This is a genomic window from Erwinia sp. HR93 (genome assembly GCF_034555055.1).
Classification (GTDB): domain Bacteria; phylum Pseudomonadota; class Gammaproteobacteria; order Enterobacterales; family Enterobacteriaceae; genus Apirhabdus; species Apirhabdus apintestini.
The window spans coordinates 3,545,752-3,566,876 of sequence record NZ_JAXUDP010000001.1 but is presented as its reverse complement, the minus strand read 5'-3'; the positions used below and the strand labels follow the sequence as shown (position 1 = coordinate 3,566,876).

Annotated in this window: 19 protein-coding genes, 1 pseudogene and 1 other annotated feature; of the genes and pseudogenes, 11 read left to right on the top strand and 9 right to left on the bottom strand. The window is 46.6% G+C overall.

Annotated features, from left to right (window positions below; all coding sequences use genetic code 11):
• Window positions 1–808: 808 nt before the first annotated feature.
• The 9 genes and pseudogenes from SFA31_RS16685 to tnpA all read left to right on the top strand — a co-directional run bounded on the left by SFA31_RS16685 (window position 809) and on the right by tnpA (window position 10,282).
• Window positions 809–2,149 (top strand): DUF6418 domain-containing protein, encoded by a 1,341-nt coding sequence (locus SFA31_RS16685; protein WP_322838987.1) that lies wholly within the window; start codon window positions 809–811, stop codon window positions 2,147–2,149.
• 50 nt (window positions 2,150–2,199) lie between these two features.
• Window positions 2,200–3,117 (top strand): hypothetical protein, encoded by a 918-nt coding sequence (locus tag SFA31_RS16680; RefSeq protein WP_322838986.1) that lies wholly within the window; start codon window positions 2,200–2,202, stop codon window positions 3,115–3,117.
• A 64-nt stretch (window positions 3,118–3,181) separates the two neighbouring features.
• On the top strand, window positions 3,182–3,901 hold the full coding sequence (locus tag SFA31_RS16675) for a glycosyltransferase family 32 protein (RefSeq protein WP_322838985.1): 720 nt from the start codon (window positions 3,182–3,184) through the stop codon (window positions 3,899–3,901).
• 148 nt (window positions 3,902–4,049) lie between these two features.
• Window positions 4,050–4,856, top strand: a complete 807-nt coding sequence (locus tag SFA31_RS16670; RefSeq protein ID WP_322838984.1) for a glycosyltransferase — start codon at window positions 4,050–4,052, stop codon at window positions 4,854–4,856.
• A gap of 198 nt (window positions 4,857–5,054) precedes the next feature.
• Window positions 5,055–6,464, top strand: coding sequence for an NADP-dependent phosphogluconate dehydrogenase (gene gndA / locus SFA31_RS16665; protein ID WP_322838983.1), 1,410 nt, complete (start codon window positions 5,055–5,057; stop codon window positions 6,462–6,464).
• Window positions 6,465–6,612: 148 nt separating this feature from the next.
• On the top strand, window positions 6,613–7,677 hold the full coding sequence (gene rfbB, locus SFA31_RS16660) for a dTDP-glucose 4,6-dehydratase (RefSeq protein ID WP_322838982.1): 1,065 nt from the start codon (window positions 6,613–6,615) through the stop codon (window positions 7,675–7,677).
• A 17-nt stretch (window positions 7,678–7,694) separates the two neighbouring features.
• Window positions 7,695–8,570 carry a glucose-1-phosphate thymidylyltransferase RfbA gene (gene rfbA, locus SFA31_RS16655; RefSeq protein ID WP_322838981.1) on the top strand — a complete coding sequence of 292 codons (876 nt, stop codon included), beginning with the start codon at window positions 7,695–7,697 and terminating at the stop codon, window positions 8,568–8,570.
• Window positions 8,571–8,722: 152 nt separating this feature from the next.
• Window positions 8,723–9,718, top strand: coding sequence for an LPS O-antigen chain length determinant protein WzzB (gene wzzB / locus SFA31_RS16650; protein WP_322838980.1), 996 nt, complete (start codon window positions 8,723–8,725; stop codon window positions 9,716–9,718).
• 272 nt (window positions 9,719–9,990) lie between these two features.
• Window positions 9,991–10,282 (top strand): annotated as a pseudogene (gene tnpA / locus SFA31_RS16645) (IS200/IS605 family transposase).
• Window positions 10,283–10,539: 257 nt separating this feature from the next.
• Here the strand turns inward: tnpA and hisIE are convergent.
• The 9 genes from hisIE to hisL all read right to left on the bottom strand — a co-directional run bounded on the left by hisIE (window position 10,540) and on the right by hisL (window position 17,768).
• Window positions 10,540–11,151 (bottom strand): bifunctional phosphoribosyl-AMP cyclohydrolase/phosphoribosyl-ATP diphosphatase HisIE, encoded by a 612-nt coding sequence (gene hisIE / locus SFA31_RS16640; RefSeq protein WP_322838979.1) that lies wholly within the window; start codon window positions 11,149–11,151, stop codon window positions 10,540–10,542.
• Window positions 11,145–11,921, bottom strand: a complete 777-nt coding sequence (hisF, locus tag SFA31_RS16635; protein WP_322838978.1) for an imidazole glycerol phosphate synthase subunit HisF — start codon at window positions 11,919–11,921, stop codon at window positions 11,145–11,147. Before hisF ends, hisIE begins: the two co-directional genes overlap by 7 nt.
• Window positions 11,903–12,640: a 1-(5-phosphoribosyl)-5-[(5-phosphoribosylamino)methylideneamino]imidazole-4-carboxamide isomerase gene (hisA, locus tag SFA31_RS16630; RefSeq protein WP_322838977.1), complete on the bottom strand. Its 738-nt coding sequence runs from the start codon at window positions 12,638–12,640 to the stop codon at window positions 11,903–11,905. Before hisA ends, hisF begins: the two co-directional genes overlap by 19 nt.
• Window positions 12,640–13,230, bottom strand: coding sequence for an imidazole glycerol phosphate synthase subunit HisH (hisH, locus tag SFA31_RS16625; RefSeq protein WP_322838976.1), 591 nt, complete (start codon window positions 13,228–13,230; stop codon window positions 12,640–12,642). The genes hisA and hisH overlap by 1 nt, the downstream gene beginning before the upstream one ends.
• A complete protein-coding gene (gene hisB / locus SFA31_RS16620) occupies window positions 13,230–14,297 on the bottom strand; it encodes a bifunctional histidinol-phosphatase/imidazoleglycerol-phosphate dehydratase HisB (protein ID WP_322838975.1) in 1,068 nt (355 codons plus the stop codon). Before hisB ends, hisH begins: the two co-directional genes overlap by 1 nt.
• Window positions 14,297–15,364 carry a histidinol-phosphate transaminase gene (gene hisC, locus SFA31_RS16615; RefSeq protein ID WP_322838974.1) on the bottom strand — a complete coding sequence of 356 codons (1,068 nt, stop codon included), beginning with the start codon at window positions 15,362–15,364 and terminating at the stop codon, window positions 14,297–14,299. Before hisC ends, hisB begins: the two co-directional genes overlap by 1 nt.
• Window positions 15,361–16,665 carry a histidinol dehydrogenase gene (hisD, locus tag SFA31_RS16610; protein ID WP_322838973.1) on the bottom strand — a complete coding sequence of 435 codons (1,305 nt, stop codon included), beginning with the start codon at window positions 16,663–16,665 and terminating at the stop codon, window positions 15,361–15,363. The genes hisC and hisD overlap by 4 nt, the downstream gene beginning before the upstream one ends.
• Window positions 16,666–16,670: 5 nt before the next feature.
• Window positions 16,671–17,570, bottom strand: coding sequence for an ATP phosphoribosyltransferase (hisG, locus tag SFA31_RS16605; RefSeq protein WP_322838972.1), 900 nt, complete (start codon window positions 17,568–17,570; stop codon window positions 16,671–16,673).
• Between the two features lie 45 nt (window positions 17,571–17,615).
• Window positions 17,616–17,742: a sequence feature (His leader region), on the bottom strand.
• Window positions 17,718–17,768: a his operon leader peptide gene (hisL, locus tag SFA31_RS16600; protein ID WP_322839399.1), complete on the bottom strand. Its 51-nt coding sequence runs from the start codon at window positions 17,766–17,768 to the stop codon at window positions 17,718–17,720. Its footprint overlaps the feature before it by 25 nt.
• Before the next feature lie 193 nt (window positions 17,769–17,961).
• Here hisL and SFA31_RS16595 point away from each other — a divergent pair, with 193 nt between their 5' ends.
• Entirely contained in the window at window positions 17,962–18,789 is an 828-nt protein-coding gene (locus SFA31_RS16595; protein ID WP_322838971.1) for an SDR family oxidoreductase, read from the top strand.
• Window positions 18,790–19,145: 356 nt separating this feature from the next.
• Window positions 19,146–20,504 (top strand): APC family permease, encoded by a 1,359-nt coding sequence (locus SFA31_RS16590; protein WP_322838970.1) that lies wholly within the window; start codon window positions 19,146–19,148, stop codon window positions 20,502–20,504.
• Window positions 20,505–21,125: the final 621 nt, after the last annotated feature.

Here is a 21,125-nt window from a genome sequence, read left to right as displayed (position 1 = left end):
GCATAAAGATTTTAAAATAATTTTAAATGTAGGCAGTCAGCGACATGATAGGAATGAGAAGCATATGCATCGTATTTACGAACTGCTAAGATTTAATTTTCTTTATAAAGAGCGGCTATGTTTATTGGTGTGTAACTCAGCACTATTGGCAATGTCCAAGGCTATGAACTAGAGCGATTCATTGAGTTATTTGGACTGTGACAGGTGTTTGCGTACCTTCAATTACGTGAAGAATTTTAATCGTAACGTGCTGAGAATAGGAGTTAACCTTAATATTTTAGCATAACGATTGTTAATGATAATGGACAGGATAAGGTAAATTGGGAACTCCACTCTCAAGCTAAGGATTGTTAATGAGAAATACTAGTGCCGCTAATGTTAAGGTAATTAGTTGAAAGCCTTGGTGCTATATTGGCATTAATAAAACCAGTAGAGCTAATGCGAAATGTGTTGGTCGAACTCTTTAATAGCAAATATCGGACGACAATTCAGGATTTTTATTTGTACTGAGAACAGAATGAAGTAAGAGGAATCTTGTAGCGCTGGTTGAGTGAATGCAATAGTCTCATGAGTTCCTAAATAATCTAACGCCGAGAGAGTAGTGGCTGGTGTTTGAAAAATCGATAGTCTCAAAAGTGCCTGAAACGGATTTAAGTGTGCATGTATTTATATATGAACACAATTTCATAAGACCGTTTATTCTTTTCTCTCTAAATTGATAACTATGTAAAATCATCAGCGATTTAATTAGAAACTATTTGTTCAATTTTTTTAAAAGGTACCATCCGCTGATGGAAGGGATATTTTAGTGAAGATAAATATATTTAATCTATTAAGAATTTCACTGTTGAGTTTTACCGTTATTCTTATGATATTTAATAGTCTTGGTATCAATGTGACTACTTTTGGGCTAATCATTCTTTTTTTGTATTTAGGAACAATATTTTTTTATAGACCATTAGAGTATGCAAATAATCTTATGTTTTTTATTATTATTGTTCCAATGTTAATTGGGGGGGCATTAATAGAAAATGGGACATATCTTTTTGAAATTGATACTTATAGTCATTGGAACGGAACTTTTATAAATAACCTTTTCTTTTCAATGTTTTTTATTGAATTATTACTTATAAATAAAAGTAAAGTAAAAAATAAATTGGTGTTTAGCGTCGGGAAAATTTATATAGAGGGTTTTATTGTTGTTTCTATATTTGTTCTTTATATTGCTTTTTTAAAAACAGGAATACCATTACTTAATGGGGTGCATCGTTCAGTTTATTTTAGTTCAATTGTTCCGGGATATATAAACTTACTGAAGGGGCGATTGAGTTTTGTCTGTTTGGTTTTAGGTGTTTATTACTTTACTTATAAGCATAAAAGATTCTTGATATATTTTATGCTTATTGTTCTATACCACATATTATGCTCAATAAAGGGAGGGGAGTTACTCATAGTAATTTACTGTTTTTATCTACCATCCACATTGTATTACACTGTAAGGGTACCTGAGCAAAATAAAAATAAAATCTATCGAAAAATTCAATGGGGGCTAATGTTTTTTATAGTAGCTATCTTTTCTGTTGTCTTTTTTAACTATCAAACTGTCGAAAATTATGATCGTGATACTACTGCTTTAGAAAAGATACAAAAGAGAATAGAAGCTGCTGGTCAGATTTGGTGGGTGATTAATGATGAGCACCAAGTGTCTGAGCAATTACGATGGGACAAGTTTACGGATAATTTAATAGAAGGTAATGATAAATTTGATCAAGGAATGAATCAATTGATGAATGAAGTTGTCCCAGGGAAAATCCTCAATTCTTGGCGCTCATCTGAGAACCGAGGAAGGAGCTTGGCGAATGGTTTTCCAGCAATAGGCTATTATTATTTTGGCTATTTTGGTGTGATAATGTTGTTAATTATTACTGGTACAATTATTATTATAATAAAAAATGACATTTTATCTTCATTTATAAGTGGCGATATCCTTTCTTTTCTTTTTATTGGCCCAATATTAGAACTAGTAATAAGAATGGTTGCTCAAGGTGATATCAACCTATTTTTTGAGGGGAGAACGCTGGCAATAGTCTTTGCATATATTACTTATGGGTTAATGAAGCGTGCGATGATTAGGTCAAAAACATTATGAATTACTTTTTTCTATGGAATTACAATAAACTTCCCTTCGTATATTCTATAATGAAGGAAAATGAGAAGAATATTCTGATTATTAATATTCATGATTGTCCAGAGATGGAGGCTACATTATCGGGATTGCAAGATCTTAGTCGAATACATAAAATATATTTTATAAAGAATAATTTTCAAGAGTGTTTATTTAATATTTTCTACCGAGTTTTTATTTATCCATTTAAGATAAAAAAAGAAAAAATAAATTTTTATCTGGATGGCTTTGTTGATTTCTATCCTATATATTTGGCAAATATTGGAACACCTGATCAAGTATATTTCTATGAAGAAGGTGAAAGTATCTACCAGGATAATGTTCTCTTCGTAAAGGAGAAGAATGGACTCAAAAGTAAGTTAGGTGATGTGGTTAAGAAACTTCTGTTCATAAAAAAAAATTCTATTTATGGTATTTCGATCTTTTATGTTAGAGATAAAATTCGATTATTAAACGCTATTGAAAATAAGATGAGTTCTGGTTTTAGTTTTTTAATTGAAGAAGTCGATGATGTTGAATATATAAAGAACATGCCTATTTCGGATAAAAACGTTATTGAAAAGGTTTTCTTTGTTGACCAGTGTTTTGAAGTTTTTAAATCGCAATCGAAAACCCAAAAGAAGAGAGCGATTATATTAACTCAACCTACTTATTTGTATGGCTTGCATTCCAAAGATGAAATTGCGGGTATTTTTAACTGCTATATTAGAAATCTTATAAATGAAAATTACGATGTTTTTTTAAAATTGCATCCTAGTGAAAAGGAAGATTTATATTTATTAAATAATGTTAAAAGAATTAACGGTCGTTTCCCATTTGAATTTTTGGCTATTTTTAATGTTATTTTTGACTTAGGAGTAACTTATAACTCTACTGCAATTAAATCCAGTCTAATTAGAGATAAGTTACTTATACAAGATCTTAGTTGTTAGCTAAATATAATTATATTAATGATTAATTATATTTTCGAAATACGAACATTTATAAGGAACGATTTTGATACCGAAGAAAATTCATTATTGTTGGTTTGGACGTGGCCCTATGCCAGAACTAGCCATAGATTGCATTAATTCATGGAAAAAGATACATCCTGATTTTGAGTTTGTTTTATGGAATGAGGATAGTTTTGATATCACCAGTAATCAATATGTAAAAGAAGCTTATGACCTAAAGAAATTTGCCTTTGTTACTGATTATGTAAGGTTATATGCTTTATATCATCATGGGGGAGTTTATATGGACACTGATGTGGAATTATTAAAACCCTTGGATAAATTTCTTGAACATGATGCTTTCACTGGATGTGAAGATGATTTGATGTGTGTGACAGGAACTATGGCTTCTAGACTAGGGCATCCATGGGTTGAGCAACTACTCTCACAGTATAGCAAAAGGAAATTTATTCTACCTGATGGAAGCTTTGATAAAACACCAAATACTCAGGTAATTACTGACCTTACTATTAGTGAATATGGTTGGCGTCCTGAGAATAGTTATCAAAAACTGAAAGAGGGATTACACATCTATCCCTTTGAATATTTTTGTGCGAAACAATGGCGTACCGGTAAAATTATTATTACCTCTGAAACCCATACTATTCATCATTTCTCTGCATCATGGCATTCTGGGAAGGATAAACTAAAGCATAAAATAAGTCTTATTGTTGGCCCACGCGCAACCTCTTTTATGAAAAACATCTTAAAAAAGGTTAAGTGACTTAGCATGTTCATGAATTTTATATAAAGAAATATAACTTAGGGTTGAACCATCTTAAGTTATTTAAATGAAGATATTCATAATGTGAATGTTACTATGATTTGAAGATTAGTTGCTTTAGTACAAATATATATTTGGAATGTAATGAATGAAATTTACTGTATTGCTCTCCTTATATTCTAAGGAACGAGCTGAGTATTTAATAGCATGCCTAGACAGTATCAAAAATAATACTACCCCCCCTGATCAGGTACTTATTATTTATGATGGTCCTATAGGAAAAAATCTAGAAGAAGTTGTTGATATGTATCGTGATTGTTTATCAATTGATACTGTTTCACTATCTCAAAATATTGGTTTAGGTAAAGCCCTTAATCATGGTATTGATTTCTGTAGAAATGAAATTATTTTAAGAATGGATACCGATGATGTATGTGTAAATGATCGCTTCGAAAAGCAAATAAATTTTCTGGAAAGGAATCCAGCGATAGCTTTATTGGGTGGTGCTATCGATGAGTATGATGAAAAAATGATATGCCCTAAAGGAGTTCGGTTTTCAGTTTCTGAACATGAACAGATACGGCTATACTGCAAAAAAAGAAATCCCTTTAATCATATGACTATAGCTTTTAGGAAGTCTGTCATTACAAAAGTGGGTGGGTATCATCATCATTATGCAATGGAAGATTATAATCTATGGCTGCGGGTTATTTCTGCAGGATATGAAACTCATAATATGGAGGATATACTAGTACATGTAAGAGCCGGTGGTAATATGCTTTCCCGGCGGAGAGGTATAGCATATATCAAGAGTGAAATTCAGTTGGCAAAATTAAAATATAAATTAAAAATAGATAATATTGTCGGTATTGTTTCTTGTACTCTGCTTCGCTCCTTGCCTCGATTACTTCCCGTAAGTTTATTATCCATTATCTATAAAAGATTTAGAAAATAATCGCCCTCATTTTTCTAAATTAGATATTATTAAATAATATGAAAAATATGGCTTTTTAGAGCCTAATAATCTTATAGATAATCTTTAGTATTAACTATAGCCAATAAAAATGGTTGTTAAACTGACCAGGTCGATTAATATCTTAACTTCATTAAAGCCGCGTATATGACGCGGTCACCAATCTGACAGGAGTATCTCATGTCCAAACAGCAAATCGGCGTCGTTGGTATGGCCGTCATGGGGCGCAATCTTGCGCTAAATATTGAAAGCCGTGGCTATACCGTCTCCATTTTCAACCGCTCGCGTGAAAAAACTGATGAAGTGGTTGCTGAAAATTCCGGTAAAAAGCTGGTTCCATACTACTCGGTGCAGGAGTTTGTCGAATCACTGGAGAAGCCGCGTCGCATTTTGTTGATGGTAAAGGCGGGAGAAGGAACCGATAAGACCATCGCATCCTTGAAGCCTTACCTTGAAAAAGGCGACATCCTGATTGATGGTGGCAATACCTTCTTCCAGGATACGATCCGCCGCAATCGGGAACTTTCAGAAGAAGGATTTAACTTTATCGGTACCGGCGTTTCTGGCGGGGAAGAAGGCGCGCTAAAAGGCCCCTCTATCATGCCCGGTGGGCAGCAGCATGCCTATGAGTTGGTTGCGCCTATCCTGAAACAAATTGCCGCCGTTGCTGAGGACGGGGAGCCCTGTGTGACATATATAGGCCCCGATGGCGCGGGTCATTATGTAAAAATGGTGCACAATGGTATCGAATATGGGGACATGCAGCTTATTGCTGAAGCCTATGCTTTATTAAAAGGCGGCCTGAACCTATCGAATCAGGAATTAGCTCAAACGTTTACAGAATGGAATAATGGCGAGTTAAGCAGTTATTTGATTGATATCACTAAAGATATCTTTACCAAGAAAGATGAATCAGGCAATTATCTGGTTGACGTGATCCTTGATGAGGCTGCCAATAAAGGCACCGGAAAATGGACCAGCCAGAGCGCGTTGGATCTTGGTGAGCCGCTTTCACTCATTACCGAGTCGGTATTTGCCCGCTATATTTCCTCCCTCAAAGCACAGCGTGTGGCTGCTTCAAAAGTATTATCTGGCCCGCGGCCGCAGTCGGCTGGTGATAAGGCTACCTTTATTGAGAAGGTGCGTAGGGCGCTGTATTTGGGCAAAATAGTTTCTTACGCTCAAGGTTTTTCTCAGCTTCGGGCGGCCTCCGAGGAGTATCACTGGGATCTTAATTACGGTGAAATTGCAAAGATTTTCCGTGCCGGTTGTATCATTCGCGCGCAATTTTTACAAAAGATTACCGATGCTTATGCTGAAAACAAAGCTATCGCCAATCTGCTATTAGCACCTTATTTTAAAAATATCGCAGATGAATATCAGCAGGCTTTGCGAGATGTGGTTGCTTATGCAGTACAAAATGGGATACCTGCGCCGACCTTCTCAGCCGCAATTTCCTATTATGATAGTTATCGTTCAGCCGTGCTGCCGGCGAATCTTATCCAGGCTCAGCGCGATTATTTTGGCGCTCACACTTACAAGCGCACGGATAAAGACGGTGTCTTTCACACTGAATGGCTTGAAGGTTAAAAGCCTCCCATAGCATAAGTTAACCCTTTTTAAAACCAGCTGGTGAACGGCTGGTTTTTTTGTTTTTGGCTGTTGCTCATTGTGGGTTCTGTTACCATAACATTAGGTAGCTAAACAAAAATATTGATAGGGCATTAGTGGAAATTTTATGAAAATAATGGTGACGGGCGGAGCCGGTTTCATTGGTTCGGCGGTAGTAAGAGAGCTGATTGAAAATAGCGATGCCGACGTTATGGTTATAGATAAACTTACTTACGCTGGCAACCTGGAATCATTACGGCCAGTATCTAATAATGCCCGCTTTCATTTTTCGCATACCGATATCTGTGATGATGCATCATTAACCAGTCTATTTGAGCGTTTTCAGCCGGATGTGGTTATGCATTTAGCAGCAGAAAGTCATGTTGATCGCTCAATCGATGGGCCCGATGCATTTATTAAAACTAATATTGTAGGAACCTATAGGCTGCTTGAAGCTTCTCGATCCTATTGGTGCTCTTTACCCAGGGAACGCCGTGCGACGTTTCGTTTTCATCATATTTCAACGGATGAAGTGTATGGCGATCTGGAACATGATTCAGACTTCTTTCGAGAAGATACGCCTTATGCACCTAGCAGCCCTTATTCTGCATCTAAGGCTTCCAGCGATCACCTGGTGCGAGCCTGGATGCGAACCTACGGTTTACCAACAATTGTGACAAATTGTTCAAATAACTATGGGCCTTATCATTTTCCGGAAAAATTGATTCCACTGACGATTATTAATGCGCTGGCTGGAAAAACGCTTCCCATATACGGAGACGGCAGTCAGATCCGAGATTGGCTTTATGTTGAGGATCATGCAAGGGCGCTTTGTTTAGTGGCCAGACAGGGGAAACCGGGCGAAACTTATAATATCGGCGGCCATAACGAGCGTAAAAATAGAGATGTTGTAAAAACTATTTGTGACTTATTGGATGAGTTGAATCCGTTAAGGCCAGGCGATATCAGGCATTACAGCGAATTAATTTCTTTCGTCACAGATAGACCTGGTCATGACAGACGCTATGCGATCGATGCTTCTAAGATTGCCAGCGAATTGGGTTGGGTGCCTTTAGAGACTTTTGAATCTGGTATCCGCAAGACCGTTATTTGGTATCTTAATAATCAGGGATGGTGGAAACATATCATGGATGGGTCATACACAGGGCAACGTTTGGGGTTAAAAAACTGACGATGGGCAATGTAACAATGAAAGGGATTGTGTTGGCAGGCGGATCGGGCACTCGGCTATATCCCACTACGCGCGGCGTATCGAAACAGTTATTGCCCATTTATGATAAGCCAATGATTTATTATCCCCTTTCTGTCCTAATGCTGGCAGGTATTCGGGATATTTTAATTATCACTACGCCCGATGATTTAAGCGCTTTTCAGCGATTATTAGGTGATGGCACCCAATTTGGCATTCGTATAACCTGGAAGGTGCAACCAAGGCCTGAAGGGCTAGCGCAGGCTTTTATTATCGGCGAGGAGTTTATCGGTGGCGAACCTTGTGCTCTGGTTCTGGGCGATAATATTTTCTTTGGCCACGGCTTTGGGCATAGGGTTGAAAAGGTGGCTCAAAAGGCAAAAGGCGCAACTGTTTTTGGATATCAGGTCACGGACCCTGAGCGTTTTGGTGTAATTGAGTTTAATGACGATTATCAGGCGATATCATTAGAAGAAAAGCCGTTAAATCCCAAGTCCAATTGGGCGGTAACAGGGCTTTACTTTTATGATGAGCGAATAACTGATTTTGCTCGCCAGGTTAAGCCTTCTGCGAGAGGTGAGCTTGAAATTACTTCAATTAATCAAATGTATCTGGAAGATGCCTCGCTGAGCGTTGAGCTCTTTGGGCGGGGATTTGCATGGCTTGATACCGGAACCTGGGATAGCATGACAGAGGCATCTCAGTTTGTGCATACGATTGAAAAAAGACAGGGTCTCAAAATTGCCTGTCTTGAAGAGATCGCCTGGCGTAAAGGATGGATCTCTACCGAACGATTAATGCATGAAGCAGCGCTGCTTGGGAAGACGGAATATGGCAATTATCTTACTTATCTTCTCCAAGATTATAGCAGGTAACCGCTTAATTTTTATGCCCTGAATATGCTCAGTTTGCTGATTTTTAGCTTTTTCTTAACGAGGATGCTTACCGCTCTGACCCACTCTATGTAATACTAGGGGCTTTACTTTTGGTGTGATGTATCGCCTTTTAATAATTTTATAGGGTTACTATGAGTCCAGATACTTATTCCGCAGACCATTCTCGCACCTCAGCGGAGAATGTCGATCTGCTGGATATTGTGATGCAATTGTGGCGGGCAAAAGGCACTGTGTGCATTTTTATTGTGGTGTGTATTCTGCTGGCGGTGGCCTATTTATTTGTCGTGCAAGAAAAGTGGACCTCCACGGCGGTGGTAACGATGCCGGATGCCGGGCAGGTTGCAAATTATAACAACTCGATGAGCATTATTTACGCGCAGAATCGCGCAAGCGCTCCCAGCGTGACGGATATTCAGAATCGTTTTTTCGGGCGTTTTAATTCACTGATGTCTGCGCTATCCGAAGAACTGGACAACCAACAAGAACCAGAAAAATTAACCATTGAACCCGCAGTAAAAGGGCAATCAATGCCGCTTAAAATCAGCTATGTAGGGGCGAGTGGTCCTGAGGCGCGTAAAACCCTCACTGCCTATATGGCGAAGATTAATCAGCGCGTGATTGAAGAGATGAACAAAGACCTGGTCATCAACATCAACGCCACAATGAAAGACCTGAAAAGTTCGCTCGATACGCAGATGATGGTGGCGAAAGAGCAGCGTAAGCAGCGCCTTGAGGTGTTAAATCAGGCGTTAAAAATAGCAAAGCAGAGTAATATACAGAATACGCTAGTTCAGCAGGCGGAAACACTTTCTGAAGACACGCTATTTGCGCTGGGGAGTAACGCCCTGGAAGCGACAATTGAAAATGAGTCAACGCGTCCGCTGCCGTTAAAAGATCAGTACTATAACACTTTGCAGTCCTATATGGCCGTTAAAGCGCTGGCGAAGAAACCAGATACCGTCGCCTCTTATCACTATGTCATGAAACCCAGCCTTCCTATTCGACGCGATAGTCCGAAGCGCGGGCTAACCTTGATTTTATCGGTGTTAGTGGGCGGAATGCTCGGCGCCGGGTTTGTGCTGGCGCGTAATGCGCTGCGAAACTATAAATCGGAAGCGGCGCGGTAAAAGTAGCGCTTGTAATTGTGATTCAGGCCCGAATGCCTGAGTGAAAAAAGCCACTTGCTGTGATAAGTGGCTTTTTTTTACCTGCTAAAAACCACCTCTTATGGGCGTGGTTATCGACCTGGTCTCGTTCCGCCTGTAAAAACCTGCCCATGCAAAAACCTTTTCGTTGTGCAACTGATAAAGCATTAACCCTGAGCAGGTTTCAAAGCGCTTCCCGCGTGATATGACACTGCTAATGCCACACAGCCAGGCCGCCCTGGTGCCGATTTCGAATACTGAAGAACAGTGCTGGGAAGGAGATTTACAGGGAGATCAGGATATTAAGCCAACAGTTTCATATTAAAACAGTGAGGCTAAATATTCTGCTGGATCATGTCTATTTACCGGTAAAAATCCCGCCAAAGCTGCCAGTATCGGAAGTCATGGGCCATCAGAAGGGCAGAGCAGCGATACGGCTCTTTAATAAATTCCCTACCTGAGGAAGCATAAACTGTGGGGTAATTACTTTTGGCGAAAGGGAATTGTGTGGATAGCGTAGGAGTGAACGCAAAAACGATCCGTTGATATGTAAAATATCAATATAAATATGAACATGAAGAAAACCCATTGAGCCTGAATGGAAATGAAGCGAGGGCCAACGAGTTAGAGCTTAGTACGCCCTTCTGGGGCACCAAAGCAATGCCGCCTTCTATGAAGACGGCATTTTTACTGCACTCAGGAGAGCGAGGCACTCAATCTGCTTACGGATGAAAGCTCCTGGTTAAAATCCTTTTTACTTCCGCCTGCCTGATTACTTTTTGCCCGGCAATAGAAACGGCGGTTTAACGGTGACGCTGGCGTAGATTATTAATCACTGCGCTGAGATCCAGGTCCTTATCCTGTAACAATACCAGCAGGTGATACAGTAAATCAGAGGCCTCGTTGATTAACTCATCCCGGTCGTTAACAACGGCGGCCAGCGCTGTTTCTACACCTTCTTCCCCCACTTTTTGCGCGATGCGTTTTGTACCGCTGGCATACAGCTGTGCCGTATAAGATGTCTCTGGTGAGGCATTTTTTCGCGCTGCTATCAATTGCTCCAGCTGATAGAGAAAAAGGTGCTGATGACCGTTTTCACCAAAACAGCTTGATGTGCCCAGGTGGCAGGTAGGGCCGCTGGGGCTGGCTAAAACCAGCAGCGTGTCGTTATCGCAGTCGGGGATGATGTTAACCACCTGCAAAAAATCTCCGGACGTTTCCCCTTTAGTCCACAGCCGTGCTTTAGTACGGGAATAAAAGGTGACCTTTCCGGATTCCTGCGTTTTGCTGAGCGCTGCCGCATTCATATAACCGAGCATCAGCACCTCACCGGAAAGGGCGTGCTGCACTACAGCCGGCATTAACCCATTGGTTTTCACCCAGTCCAGTCGGGATAACTGCTGTTCTGTTAACATATCCTTATCTCCATACCCTGTGTCGCGAGGTAGTTTTTCAGCTCGCCAATATTGATTATCTGTTTATGAAAAACCGATGCGGCTAAAGCGCCGTCTACGTTTGCTTCGTGGAAGGCATCATAAAAGTGTGACATTTCGCCGGCCCCGCCAGAGGCTATCAGCGGAACCCGGCAGGCGGCGCGTACTTTTTTCAGTTGCACGAGATCGTAGCCGCTGCGCACGCCGTCCTGATTCATCATATTCAGGACGATTTCACCCGCGCCGCGCTTTTGTACTTCCTGAACCCACGACAGGGTATCCCACTGCGTGACGCGCGTACGCCGTGCGTCGCCGGTATATTGATTAACCTGGTATTGTCCGGCGCTCTCATCAAACCATGAGTCAATACCGACCACGACGCACTGCACGCCAAAGCAATCTGCCAGGCGTTCAATCAGGCTCGGGTCTGCCAGCGCCGGGGAGTTAATCGAAATTTTATCCGCGCCGAAAGAGAGCACTTTTCCGGCCTCTTCCACGGTTTTAATCCCGCCGGCGACGCAAAAAGGAATATCAATAACTTCTGCGACGCGGGAAACCCAGCTTTTATCAACTACCCGGCTGTCGCTGGAAGCGGTGATATCATAGAAGACAAGTTCGTCTGCGCCTTCTTCCGCGTAGCGGCGGGCGAGGGGAACAATATCGCCAATGATTTCATGATTGCGAAACTGTACGCCTTTCACCACCACGCCGTCGCGGACGTCGAGGCAGGGGATTATCCGTTTTGCCAGCATTGGATAGCCTCCGTAACCGTAAATTTCTGTTCCAGCAACGCTCGGCCCACAATGACTCCGCGAACGCTGCTTCCGCGCAGGGCGCTAATATCCGCTAATTCGCCAATCCCGCCGGAGGACTGAAATGCAACCTGCGGGTAGCGCGCGCAAAGCTCCTGATACAGCGCAACGTTCGCCCCTGCGAGCGTGCCGTCGCGAGAAATATCGGTGCACAGCACGTGTTTTAGTCCGAGGGGAAGATAGTATTCAATCAGCGTCTCAAGGGTTGTTCCTGAGTTCTCCTGCCAGCCGTTGACGGCCACCAGCTTTCTGTTATCAGCATCAATGCGTACATCCAGCGCCAGAACCAGCGCCTCAGCGCCGAATCGCTGAAACCAGCCCGCTACGCTTTGCGGCTGCTTCACTGCGGTAGAACCCACCACTACCCGCGAGACGCCGGCATTAAGCAGCGCAGCAGCGTCTTCTTCGCTACGCACGCCGCCGCCAACCTGTACCGGAACCGTAACGCCAGCAACCAGCGATGTAAGCAGTGGGATTTGGCGCCGGGTCGGATCTTTAGCACCGCTCAAATCAACCAGATGCAGGGCGCCGGCGCCCTGAGCCACGTATTCCTGCAGGCGGGGAAGCGGGGCGCTGCCATAGTCACGCCGTTTATCGTAATTACCCTGATGCAGGCGCACTACGGCGCCGTCAATTAAATCTAATGCTGGAATGATCATCACATCTCCAGAAAATTTTTGATTAACCGGGCGCCCGCCTGGCCGGATCGTTCCGGGTGAAACTGCACGCCGTAAAAATTCTCTTTTTGCACGGCGGCGCTAAACGCGTCACCGTAATCACATTGTGCAATGGTATAGGGATTTACCGGCATGGCGTAGCCGTGGACAAAATAGAACCACGCGCCCTCATCAATGCCGCGAAATAAATGATGCCCTGCCAAAGACGTAATGCGATTCCAGCCCATATGCGGTAGCGGCAGTCCCCGATCGATAAATTTTTGCACCGGTACGTCAATAATATCGAGGGGCGCGACCCCTGGGCTTTCTTCGCTGGCGTTGCCTAATAATTGCATTCCAAGGCAAATGCCCAGCACCGGCTGGGTACAGGCTTTAATCAGTGGGATCAGCGCATAGTTCTGTAATCTGTCCATCGCCGCCTGTGCGGTACCAACCCCCGGCAGGACGATTTTATCGGCGCTAAGTACCACATCAGGATCGCGGCTCACCTCCGGGGTATATCCCAGGCGCTGGATTGCCCATTTAACCGACGCCAGGTTGGCGCACCCGGTATCAAGGATGACCACCTTCATTACAGCACCCCTTTAGATGAAGGGAGAACGTCGCCCTCAACCCGAATGGCCTGACGCAGCGTGCGGCCAAAGGCTTTAAACAGGCTCTCTGCCCGATGGTGATCGTTTTTACCTTTTGTTTTGAGGTGGAGCGTGACGCCCATCGCATAGGAAAGCGAGCGGAAAAAATGTTCAATCATTTCGGTACTGAGATCGCCCACGCGCTGAAAATTAAATTCGGCTTTATATTCAAGATGCGGCCGCCCGGAGATATCCAGCGCGCAGCGCGCCAGACACTCATCCATAGGAAGCGTAAATCCAAATCGGGCAATGCCGCGCTTGTCGCCGAGCGCGGCTTTCAGCGCTTCACCCAGCGCCAGACCGGTATCTTCCACGGTGTGATGATCGTCAATATACAGGTCGCCTTTGACGCTAATGTGTAGGCGAAAGCCGCCGTGCGTGGCTATCTGATCCAACATATGATCGAAAAAGCCGATGCCGGTGCTAATGCGATTTTCCCCCTCGCGATCGAGCCAGAGTTCAACGTCAATGTGGGTCTCTTTCGTGTTACGGATCGCGTGTGCGTGGCGGTCCCGGCGGGTAAGTCGTGCGGCAATCGCGGGCCAAGGCAGGCTTTCACGCTGATAACGCAGCCCGCTGATGCCCATATTCTTCGCCAGTGTAATATCGGTTTCCCGGTCCCCAATCACATAGCTTTGCGTAACATCCAGCGCGCCCGTTTCCAGATAATGTCGCACCAGCCCGGTATTGGGCTTGCGGCAAGCGCAGTTTTCTTCAGGCAAATGGGGGCAAATCAATACCTCTTCGAAATCGATGCCCTGGGAGGCAAAGATGTCCAGCATTAGCCGGTGCGGGGTATCAAAACTTGCGCGTGGAAAGCGTTTGCTGCCTAGCCCGTCCTGGTTCGTCACCATTACCAGCGTAAAGCCTGCCTGTTTTAGCGCGAGCAGGGCTGGAATAACGTCAGGTTCAAACGCGAGTTTCTCCACGCTGTCGACCTGATAATCCTCAGGCGGCTCGGTAATTAACGTGCCATCACGATCGATGAAAAGGTATTTCTGACTCATTAACGCGTCTCCTTTAGCGCCAGCAGCGCATCGAGCACGCGCTGGCATTCTTCCCGGGTGCCGATAGTTATGCGCAGGCAGTCCGCCAGCCCGTACTGACGACTCTGATCGCGCAGCACAATGCCCTGCTGGCGAAGCGCATTGAAAATAGCGGTGGCATTGTGCAGGCGTACTAGCAGATAGTTCGCCTGAGAAGAATAGACGTTTTCTACGCCCTCAATCTGGCTAAGTTGTTCGCTGAACCAGTCGCGAATGCTACAAATCTCAGCGACGCGCAGACGCATGGCGGCAATATTCTCCGCCGACAGCGCCTGAGCGGCGATATCGGCGACCGGCGCGGCCAGCGGATAGGGCGCGATGGTTTTCAGCAACAGCTGAATTATCTCGTGGTTCGCCAGGGTAAAGCCGCAGCGCAGGCCTGCCAGAGCGAACGCCTTGGAGAGCGTGCGTAAAATAACCAGGTGAGGATAATGGCTCAGCCAGCCTGCCAGCGATGCCTGCGGGCAGAACTCTATATAGGCTTCATCGACGACCACCAGCGCACGCTGGCAAGTTAACTCAAGAAGCGCGCGTATATCATCCGGGTTAAGCCGCTGCCCGGTTGGGTTATTTGGGCTGCACACGAAAACAATGTTGACGCCGTTAATCTGGCGCGCGATTTCCGGCAAATCGAGCTGCCCATCGCTGAGCAATGGCACTGCGCGGCGCTCCACCCCTGCGGTTTCCGCGCTAACGCTATACATGCCGTACGTCGGTGGGCAATAAAGCATGGCATCGCGGCCCGGCTCGCAAAAAGTACGGATCAGAAGGTCGATGCCTTCATCAGCGCCGCGACTAACCAGCACCTGGTCAGGTTTTACGCCCGCATAGTCGGCGTAGCGATTAATCACCCGTGCGGGCTGACACTCCGGGTAGCGGTTGAGCGTTTGTTGGGTCAGCGTATACGGAAGCGGCGTTGGATATTCATTCGCGTTCAGCCAGACGTCGCCGCTTCCACCAAGGCGACGGGCGGATAAATAGGGCGTCAGTTTGCGCACGCAGTCGCGCGCCAGTAATGCAATGCTCATAGCGTCTCCTTCAGGGCGGCAAGGCGCAGCGTAACGGCATTTTTATGCGCTATCAGGCGCTCTGCCGCTGCGAGGCACTCGACGGCTGGAGCCAGCGCCGCGAAGCCGTCTACGGTTAGCTCCTGCACCGTCATGCGTTTTTGGAAATCTGGCAGGCCCAGGCTGGAACAGGTAGCGGTATATCCATACGTCGGTAACACGTGGTTAGTGCCAGAGGCGTAATCGCCCGCGGATTCTGGCGACCAGTCCCCCAGAAATACCGAACCGGCGCTGGTGATATCGACAACCAGTTCACGGGCGTTGCGCGTCTGGATCATTAAATGTTCCGGGCCGTACTGGTTCGAAATTGCAACGCACTGAGCCAGATCGCGGGCGATAATGACGCGGCTGGCTGCCAGCGCCTGGCGCGCGGTTTCTGCGCGTGGGAGATTAGCCAACTGGTGTGATATCTCTTTCACGACGCGCTGGGCCATAGCGCGCTCGGGCGTGAGCAAAATGACCTGCGAGTCCGGGCCGTGCTCCGCCTGTGATAAAAGATCGGCGGCAATAAATGCCGGCGTTGCGCCCGCGTCCGCGATGATCAGTACTTCAGACGGACCCGCCGGCATATCTATCGCCGCACCGTCGGGGCGGCGGGCAACCTGGCGTTTGGCCTCGGTAACCCAGGCGTTTCCAGGCCCGAAAATTTTATCTACCCGGGGCAGACTTTCGCTACCGAAAGCCATGGCGGCAATCGCCTGCGCTCCGCCCACCTGATAAATCAATTCGATGCCGCACAGTTCGGCAGCATAAAGAATTTCATCGGCAATGGGCGGCGGTGAACAGAGCACGATCTGACGGCAGCCTGCGATGCGCGCTGGAATGGCTAACATTAATACCGTTGAAAACAGCGGCGCAGAACCGCCGGGTATATATAACCCGATCGCATCTATGGGGCGCGTTAGCTGCTGGCAGCGCACGCCGGGCTGGGTTTCGATATCGACCGGCTGCTGGCGCTGGGCATAGTGAAAACGCTTAATATTGCGTGCGGCCACTGCCAGCGCGCTTTTGAAGTCGTCGCTCAGGCGCGCACCTGCCTGGGCTATCTCTGCGCCGTTGACCGCCAGCGCATCGACGGTCACGCCATCGAAACGGGCGCTGTATTCCCTGAGCGCTGCGTCGCCACGCTGTTTTACATCATCCAGGATCTCACTGACGCTGCGAGCGATGTGTTCCGATGACGCGAGGGTCGGGCGCTGTAGCAATGCCCGCCGCTGGGCCGGAGTGCAGTCATTCCAGTCAATTAGCGTATTGAAAGACATTGCGATTACTCCATCATTTTTTCAATAGGTAGCACCAGAATAGAACTGGCGCCCAGCGCTTTAAGTTTTTCCATGGTTTCCCAGAACAGGCTTTCACTGCTCACCATATGCAGCGCAACGCGCTGCCTGTCGCCGGCCAGCGGCAAAATGGTTGGACGCTCGGCCCCGGGCAATAATGCGACGATATCCTCAAGCTTGTCCTGCGGAGCGTGCAGCATAATGTATTTGGACTCACGCGCCTGAATAACGCCTTGGATGCGAGTCAACAATTTATCGATAAGCCGCTGTTTATCGGGTGCCATCACGCCGTCTCGCTGTATCAGGCAGGCGTTAGAGCGATAGATAACTTCGACTTCGCGTAAACCGTTGGCTTCAAGCGTGGCGCCGGTAGAGACAAGGTCGCAGATAGCGTCGGCCAGCCCGGCGCGCGGCGCGACTTCGACAGAGCCGTTGAGCAGGCAGGACTTAAAGGGGATGTTTTTTTGGTCGAGATAACGTTTTAGCAGGTGAGGGTAAGAGGTGGCGATGCGCTTGTTGCCAAGCCCTGCCGGGCCGTCCCAGGGTTCATCTGCCGGTGTGGCCAGCGCCAGGCGACAGGCGCCAAAATCAAGGCGGCGCAGCGTAAAGTAGCGCGGATCGTCGCCCTGAGCGCGGCGGGATAGCAGCTCTTCCTCCAGTACGTTTTCCCCGATAATGCCAAGGTCGACTACGCCATCCATAACCAGCCCGGGGATGTCGTCATCCCGTACGCGCAGAATATCGATAGGCATGTTTTCAGCCAGCGCGATTAATCGTTGGGTATGTAAATTGATTTTTATGCCACAGCGCGCCAGTAATTCGCGCGAGTCATCGCTGAGCCTGCCTGATTTTTGAATCGCTATGCGTAAACGGCTGGAGTCTGACATGTTATTTGCGCCTCATTGTCAAAATAGAGTTAATGAAAAGCGTGCAGTAAAAAGCCCCCGGAAGAAGCTCTTCCGGGGGCTTTTTAAACTGTGCGTTCAGCGCCGCTGGAAGAGCTTATTTGTCTTCCAGCACACATCGCCCGAAGACTAATCAGGGTGATGGTGATGATGGTGGCAATTATTTTGAACGCGATTCATAACAGTCTCGTGAATGATTATTCATGCTTGTTTATCAACCTAAACCAGATTTACCTGACAAAGCAAGGCTTTTTTATCCGGTTTGTTGATTTTATGTTTCTTCTGCGAATTGTCAGTTTTGGCGGGCTGGCGTAGCCTTATGCGGTACGCAATATCAGGTAATCGTTCTCATGGGCGTGGCAGAGGAGGGGAGATGAAGAAAGTAGCGATTGTCGGTTTAGGCTGGTTAGGCATGCCGCTGGCGCTTTCTTTACTGGGCCGGGGATGGACGGTAATTGGGAGTAAAACGACACAGGATGGCGTTGAAGCGGCGCGCATGTGCGGCATTGAGAGCTACCCGCTGCAGCTTACGCCAGTGCTGGAATGCGATAGTGAAGATTTAGATACGCTGCTGAACGTTGATGCGCTGGTTATCACACTTCCGGCCCGCCGCAGCGGCGGTGAAGGCGATTTTTATTTAAGGGCAGTGCAGGAAATAGTCGACAGCGCTTTGGCGCACGGCGTGCCGCGTATTATTTTTACCAGTTCGACCTCGGTATATGGCGATGCGGAAGGCGTGGTCAATGAACATTCGCCGTTAAATCCAGTAACCGAAAGCGCTCGAACTTTGCGTGAGTTAGAGCTTTGGCTACACGGACTGCCGGGAACATCGGTGGATATACTGCGTCTGGCAGGTCTGGTAGGACCGCATCGACATCCGGGGCGGTTTTTTGCCGGCAAGCGCGCGCCAAACGGCAATCACAGCGTGAATCTGGTCCATCTTGATGATGTTGTTAACGCTATCGTTTTGCTACTGCAGGCGCCGCATGGGGGGCATTTGTATAATATATGCGCACCGGTCCATCCGTCGCGGGCGCAGTTTTATCCATTACAGACGCATAAGCTCGGGCTGGAGCCGCCGGCGTTTACCGATGACCGCAGCGGCAGGGTTGGGAAAAAGGTAGATGGTTCACTGATTTGTAACGAATTGGGTTTTGAGTACCGCTATCCGGACCCGAGAGAAATGCCTCTCGACGCATAAAAAGCGCCGTTTCGCGCGGGTTAGCGGAACGAATAAAACGCAGCGCGTCTAATTAAGGTAAACCCGCGCCGGTGCTGGGTTTTGTTGTGAGAATGTTAGAGGACATTTTTTGTCAAAAAACTGCTTTCCCACGTCTTGTCAGGGGGGCATTTGTTGATGCAAAATACGCGTCCTGCAAAAGGAGACTGGCCGACGCTTTCAGTAGCGTCGGTTATTTTTTTGCATGTAATAAACCTTACTAAATTAAGAGGCCGGTCCAGAACCGGATAGATACTCACTTTAAGAACCGACAAACGTGTCGCCGAGGAAAATCAAGATGGGGCATTTTTTCGCTTTTGCGTCAGGGGGATTTCGCCATGTCGCATAACACCGCTACCACTTCCCGCGTGGAACTGCGTAAAACGCTTACGCTGATTCCGGTTGTCATGATGGGGCTTGCATATATGCAGCCGATGACGCTCTTTGATACGTTTGGTATCGTTTCTGGCCTGACAGACGGACATGTGCCTACGGCATATGCCTTTGCGCTGGTGGCTATTCTTTTTACCGCTCTGAGTTACGGCAAACTGGTGCGTCGCTATCCGTCCGCCGGTTCAGCGTATACCTACGCGCAGAAAGCGATTCATCCAACCGTAGGGTTCATGGTGGGGTGGTCCTCCCTTCTTGATTATCTATTTGCACCGATGATAAATATTTTGCTGGCGAAAATTTATTTTGAAGCGCTGGTGCCATCGATACCGTCATGGATATTTGTTATTGCGCTGGTGGCCTTTATGACCGCGTTTAATCTGCGCAGCATTAAGTCCGTCGCGAATTTTAATACCCTGATTGTGGTACTTCAGATTGTGCTGATTGCCGTGATTATGGGGATGGTTATTTATGGCGTATTCCACGGCGAAGGTGCCGGTACGCTAACCAGTTCGCGCCCCTTCTGGTCGGAAAATGCACACGTCGTTCCGATGATTACCGGCGCCACGATTTTATGTTTCTCGTTTACCGGCTTTGACGGTATCAGTAACTTATCTGAAGAGACAAAAGACGCTGAGCGGGTTATTCCGCGCGCGATTTTTCTGACGGCGCTGATTGGCGGGCTAATTTTTATTCTGGCAACCTATTTCCTGCAGCTTTATTTCCCGGATATCTCCCGGTTTAAAGACCCGGATGCGTCTCAGCCGGAAATTATGCTGTACGTAGCGGGTAAAGCATTCCAGGTGGGTGCGCTGGTGTTTTCAACGATAACGGTGCTGGCATCCGGCATGGCGGCTCACGCTGGCGTGGCGCGCCTGATGTATGTTATGGGCCGTGACGGCGTATTTCCGAAGAGCTTCTTTGGCTACGTACATCCGAAATGGCGCACGCCCGCAATGAACATCATTTTGGTTGGTGCCATCGCACTTCTGGCGATTAATTTTAACCTGGTGATGGCGACGGCATTGATTAACTTTGGCGCGCTGGTTGCATTTACCTTCGTTAATCTGTCCGTTATTTCACAGTTCTGGATCCGTGAAAAGCGTAACAAGACGCTGAAAGATCACTTCCAGTTTCTGCTTCTGCCGGTGTGCGGTGCCTTAACGGTTGGCGCGCTGTGGGTGAACCTGGAAGAAAGCTCAATGACGCTGGGGCTGATTTGGGCCGCCGTCGGCCTGGTTTACCTGACCTGCGTAACCCGCAGTTTCCGGAACCCGGTTCCGCAGTATGAAGATTTGCCGCAGTAAACTGTCGCAAACCGCAGAAGAAAAGGCGCCGAGAGGCGCCTTTTTGCTGTCAATCTTAACTACCCTTTGGGCGGTGGCGATCGTTCTTGTGAGGCTATGCCCGCGGTATGCTGACGCTAACTGCTGCCTCAGTTTATTTTCAGCAAATCAATAAGTCGAGCATGGGTAGATATAAATCCGCGCCCCACGCATGATATCGCTGTTAGTAGCACTTCGCGTGGTACACCGCAATACAGAGACCCCATTCCAAAGCCAGCCTCGGTAAACCGCTTTACCGCAGCATCAACGTTTATTGCAATATGCAAAACTGCACAATAGTTGTGCTAAATGTGTAGCTAGATCATATATATCTGGTAGTAAGCACATTGTCCGGCTTAAATATCCCGGGACTAACGGGATTTGTGAAAGAACGAGCGGCGAGCGAGGCGTTTGTGACATTTCCCTGGCCCTGAAGGCAGGAACTTTGGGGCAATTATTTTTGGTAAGGTGAGTATTTTGTGTCCCCCGGTGCATGTAAACGAAGAAATAATCCGCGGCTATATGCGATATCAGGCGAGGTGGCGCAAGAGGAAGAAGAAAGGCAATACAGCCAGCATTGGAAGAGGTGTGTTTAAACCACCT